The 4,740-nt window shown below is 69.6% G+C and carries 2 protein-coding genes; both read right to left on the bottom strand.

The annotated features are described in order from the left end of the window. Nucleotides 1-159: 159 nt before the first annotated feature. Nucleotides 160-1,386 carry a cytochrome P450 gene (locus AC2VOU_RS10385; protein ID WP_486957304.1) on the bottom strand — a complete coding sequence of 409 codons (1,227 nt, stop codon included), beginning with the start codon at nt 1,384-1,386 and terminating at the stop codon, nt 160-162. A gap of 37 nt (nt 1,387-1,423) precedes the next feature. After that, complete coding sequence (locus AC2VOU_RS10380; RefSeq protein WP_486957303.1) at nt 1,424-3,898, bottom strand: ATP-binding protein; 2,475 nt, start codon at nt 3,896-3,898, stop codon at nt 1,424-1,426. Nucleotides 3,899-4,740: the final 842 nt, after the last annotated feature.

Genomic DNA, 4,740 nt, shown 5'->3' with positions numbered 1-4,740 from the left:
GGCGCGAAAGCCACCGGCAACGAGATTCTGGTCTCGGCGGTGCTGCGCGGGCTGGTCGCCGGCAGGCACGAGTTCGAGTTCGGCGAGGCGCGAGAGGAGCAGCTCAAGGGGTTGCGCGAGCCCCAGCAGGTCTACCAGGTGCGTTGGCAGTGAGCGGCGCTATCGCACCGTGAACGGCATCGAGACCGGCCGTCGCACGTAATGGCCGTCGGCCCAGACGATGCGCGACTCGTCTATCTCGAAATCCGGGCAGCGGGACAACAACTCGGTCAGCAAGACCTGCGACTGCATCCGGGAGACGAACGCGCCCAGGCAGTGGTGCGCCCCGATGCCGAACGTCAGCGCGTTGCGCGGACCGCGGGTCACGTCGAGTTCGCCTGCGTCCGGGCCGTACCGGCGTTCGTCGCGGTTACCGGAGGCGTAGAGCAGCAACACCTTGCGGCCGGCCGGGATTGTGGTGTCGTGCAGGCTGACGTCACAGGTCGTGGTTCGGGCCAGTCCCTGCACCGGGGTGGTCAGCCGCAGCAGCTCCTCGACCGCGTTGGGAATCGCTTCCGGGTGGCCGGCCAGCAGCCGGCGCTGGTCGGGGCGTTGGTGCAGCAGCTGCACGGCGCCACCGAGCATCCCGGTGACCGCGCCGTTGCCGACGGCGACCATGGTGAAGATGAACTCCAGCAGCTGCAGCCGCCCGGCGGCATCATCGCCGGCACCGGTGGCGACCAGCTGTGAGACGGTGTCGTCTTTCGGGTCGACGCGGCGGCGCCGGATGAGCCGGGCGAAGTAGTCGGTCACCGATGCGATGACGGACTCCAGGTCGACGGCGTCGGATCGGCCGCCGTCCAGGGCGACGACCGCCTCGCTCCAGTCGTCGAACTGCTCGCGGTCCGTCTCGGGCACCCCCAGGTAGTCGGCGACCACGATCGACGGCAGGGGTTTCAGCAACTCGGCGGCGATGTCGCCGCCACCGGCGGTGCGCAACGCGGCGATGCGCTCGGCGGCGAACCGGCGCACCTTCGGTTCCACCACCTGCGCCTGCTGCGGCTCGAAACCGCGTCCCAGCAGATTGCGAAGCTCGGCGTGCATCGGCCGGGGGACCAGGAGGTCCCGCGGTGTGATCGACGGGCGCGATTCACTCAGCGGCGCGGCGAGTCGGTTGGCGTCGTAGCTGACGCTCCAGCCGTGCGCCGAGGTGAACGTCTCGTCGTCCCGTACGGCCGCCGACACGTCGGCGTGCCGGGACAGCACGTAGTAGTCCTGTCCCGGGCCGCTCTCCGGGACGACGTGGTGGACCGGGTCGTGGTCCCGCAGCGCCTGGTACATCGGCCAGGGGTTGCCCCACGTCGCGCTCGTGCACAACTGGAATCTCACCGAATCAGCTACCGTCATCGTCGTCCCTTTTGGTAGTCTCCGTCGCAATGAGGCGTCATGTCAGCGCCTCGGCCCAGGCGATATGCCCCTCGAAGCCAAGCGTTCTCGCCATGTCCCGGTAGCGATCCCGGAAGCGCACGTAGTCGGCGTTGTCGCCGCGGGTCCGGGACAGCAGCGCCCGCAGTCGCAGCAGCCAGATCTCCCGGATCGCGACCAGACCCTCCTCGGCCACGTCGCTGGCCAGCAGCTCGATCAGCACCCCGGCCTCGGCCACGTTGGCCTTGGTGCCCCAGTCCAGCAGCGTCTCGGCCAGCACGCAGGTGGCCGGAAAACCCCAGCCCAGCAGCTGCCCCTCGCCGATCAGGCGTTCGACGATGGGGCGGATCAGCGATATGGCCTCGTCGCGATCACCCCGGCGGGCCTTCTCCCGGGCGACGTACACCTGGCAGATCGACGACTCGCCCAGCTTGCGCCTTCCGGGGGTGGCCTCGCTGACCTCGGCCAGCAGCCGCCGCCCGCGGTCACGCTGAGCGGACGCGGGGTGGTGCACCAGCGCCAGGCCCAGGGTCTGCCGTGCCTGGGCGAGGCTGTGGTCGTCGCCGGCCTGCTCGGCATTCTGCACGGCGTCCTCGATGTCGCGGACGGCGGTCTCGTCGCAGCTGCGGACACCCAGCGATATCCCGGTTTGGTAGACGAAGCTGACCACCACGGCGTAGGTCAACGGGTCGGTACAGCGGGCCATCTCGAGGGCGCACTGCTGGTCATCGCGCCATCCCGGATGCCCCAGCCGCCACCGACCCGCCGCCCGCTGGGCCAGGGCGACCGCCAGCGGCGACCCGAGCAGGAAGTTGCCCTTGGTCGGGTCACCGTCGGCCAGGTCGATGGCCGCCTGTGCCCAGCGCAGCGCGTCGGACCACTCGCCGTTCTCCATCTTGGCGTAGACCGCCGCCCAGGACAGCCCGGCGGTCAGGGCCGGCTCGCCGATGGACTCGATCAGGGCCATCGCCTCGGATGCCCGCCGCGACGCGTCGGCCAACCGGTCCCGGTACACGTCGTCGATCACCAGCCCCGCCGTCGCGATCGCCAGCGGCGCCTTGTCGCCGACCGCGTCGCACAACTGGCGCAGCTCCTCGAAGCGGGCGGTGACATCGGGCATCTCGACGCGCCAGACGATCCCGCACAGCATGGTGCGCGGCGGGATGCGCATGGCGGTGCGGCTCGGATCGCCGGCGGGCAGCACATCGGCGATGTGCTGGGCGCGCTCCCAACTCAGCCGGGCCGCGGCGATGTCCCGGTTCATCGCCCACGCCGCCGCGCGCATGTGCCAGCCGTAGGCCGCGTTGGTGTCACCGGCGGCATCCAGGTGCCCGGCGATCAGTGCCGCGTTCTGGTCGGCCGACTCCGGCGCGCGAGATTCGATGACGGCGGCCAGCTTCCGGTGCACGTCGGCGCGGTCGGAGCTGAGCTGTCCGTCGTAGGCCACGGTGCGCACCAGCGGGTGCTGAAAGGCGTATTCGGCCGGCGGGGTGGAGCGCACCTGGTCGATGAGCTCGGTGCTGATCAGTTCGTCGAGGCGGGGGTCGATGCCCAGACTGGTCAGCTGGTCGCTGCTGAACCGGGATCCGATGACCGCCGCGGCGGCCAGCGTCTGTCTGGCCGCCGGGTCCAGCCGGCCGATGCGCGCCGCGAGAGTCGCCTGCGGGGTGGCCGGCACGTCGACCTCGGCCGCATCCGCATGGCACGCGTAATCACCACGCCGACCGGTCAGCACGCCGCGCTGGGCCAGCTCGCGGATGATCTCCTGAGCGAAGAACGGGTTACCGGCCGCGCGCTCGGTGATCTTGGCGCCGATCTCGCCGAGCGACGGGTCGGTACCCAACACTTCGGCGACCAATCGAGATGTCTCCGGGCTGGTCAGCGGCGCCAGGGCGATGGTCTGTGCCTCGGCGACCCGGGTCAGGGCTCCGTAGTACTCCGGGCGGTAGGTGATCAGCACCAGCGAATGGGTGTTCGGGGTGACCGTGAGGAAGTCCGCGAGCATGGATTCGCTGACCTCGTCGATGGATTGCACATCCTCGATGACGACGATGGCGGGTGCGGCGCGGGCCAGTTGGGCGGCGTTGATCAGCGCGGTCAATCGCCGCCGGCGGGCATCCGGGTCGATCTTCGGCAGCTCGGCCGCGGGGTGGGCGATGCCCAGTAAATCGTCCAGCAGCACCATGTCCTGCGGATCGGTGTCGGGGAAGCGGGCCCGCAGCCGGGCGCGTGCGGCTTCGTCATCGAGGCCGCTGACCTGCCCGATGGCTCGCAGCAGACGCGCCACCACGTGAAACGGGACGTGGGTGAGGTGAGGTTCGCCGAAGGTGGAGAACTCCTCGATGCCACGGCTTTTGGCGAGCTGCACGGTCTCCCGGACGAGTCGGGTCTTGCCGATACCGGCCGGGCCGACCACTCGCACCACCGACCCGCGGCCGGCACTCGATCGGTCCAGCATCGCCGCAAGGGCAGCCAACTCCCACTCCCGGCCCACCAATGTCGCTGTAACCGGAGTATGCGGCTGGGAAACCACCCTATTCGCCATTCCTCACTTCGCGCGGTGCGTGCAAATTACCGTCGTGCGTTGTGTGTTAAACCCTTATTGACATATTAGGCGTCTGCATCGGCCGGTGGAATATCCAATCCGACCGGGTCCTGATCGGATTGAACGCGGCCGATAGCCGGGAATGCCAACTCCGTCCCGCGCCGTTCCTTGGCTTCGACGGATTCGCTTGCCCCCCAGCTGAATTGTGTGGCGACGGTGTCATGCACCGCGGGGCGCCCCCGGCGACCGGCCAGCCCGGCCAACCGGAATGCGACGTTGGCGGCGGCGCACCGGCTGGGGGGTGGTGCGCGGCAAAGCCGCGCTGGTGATCGGTGCCGCCGCCTCGGCGCGTCGTCACGCGACGGCATCATCGATTCGCTTGCTGGCCGTCACGGCAGTCCTTTGCGCCGGGAAATCGGTGACGGTGTTGACGGTACGCGGGTCAGGGACAAGACCGTGCGGTCGTGCCGGTCGCTGCCGGGCCGTCAGACGCGGTGGCCGCCGCCACCGCCGCCGCCTGGCCTCCCTGTGCGCGGCGGGTTTCGGCCAGTATTGTCGGTTCTTCCGGCTTTTGCGTGGGTTCGAGCCGAATGGTTGGGTGATCCACGACATGATCCGAGTCCGGTGATGCCAAGCTGTGTACGAGCACAGTGGCGAGTGTGCTGAGGTTTCGGTGGGCGGCCCCTTGCGAAGCCTGCCGGGCTTCGTTCTGTGGGCCGCGCCGGTGGCCGGGAAGGTCGGTGACCTGCCCTTTCGCCTGCCCTTGAGGGCGCACAGAGGCTCGCGGGTCA

The organism is Mycobacterium sp. TH-M25 (assembly GCF_057473665.1).
The sequence above is the reverse complement of the archived record's forward strand: the minus strand, read 5'-3'. Positions and strand labels throughout refer to the sequence as shown.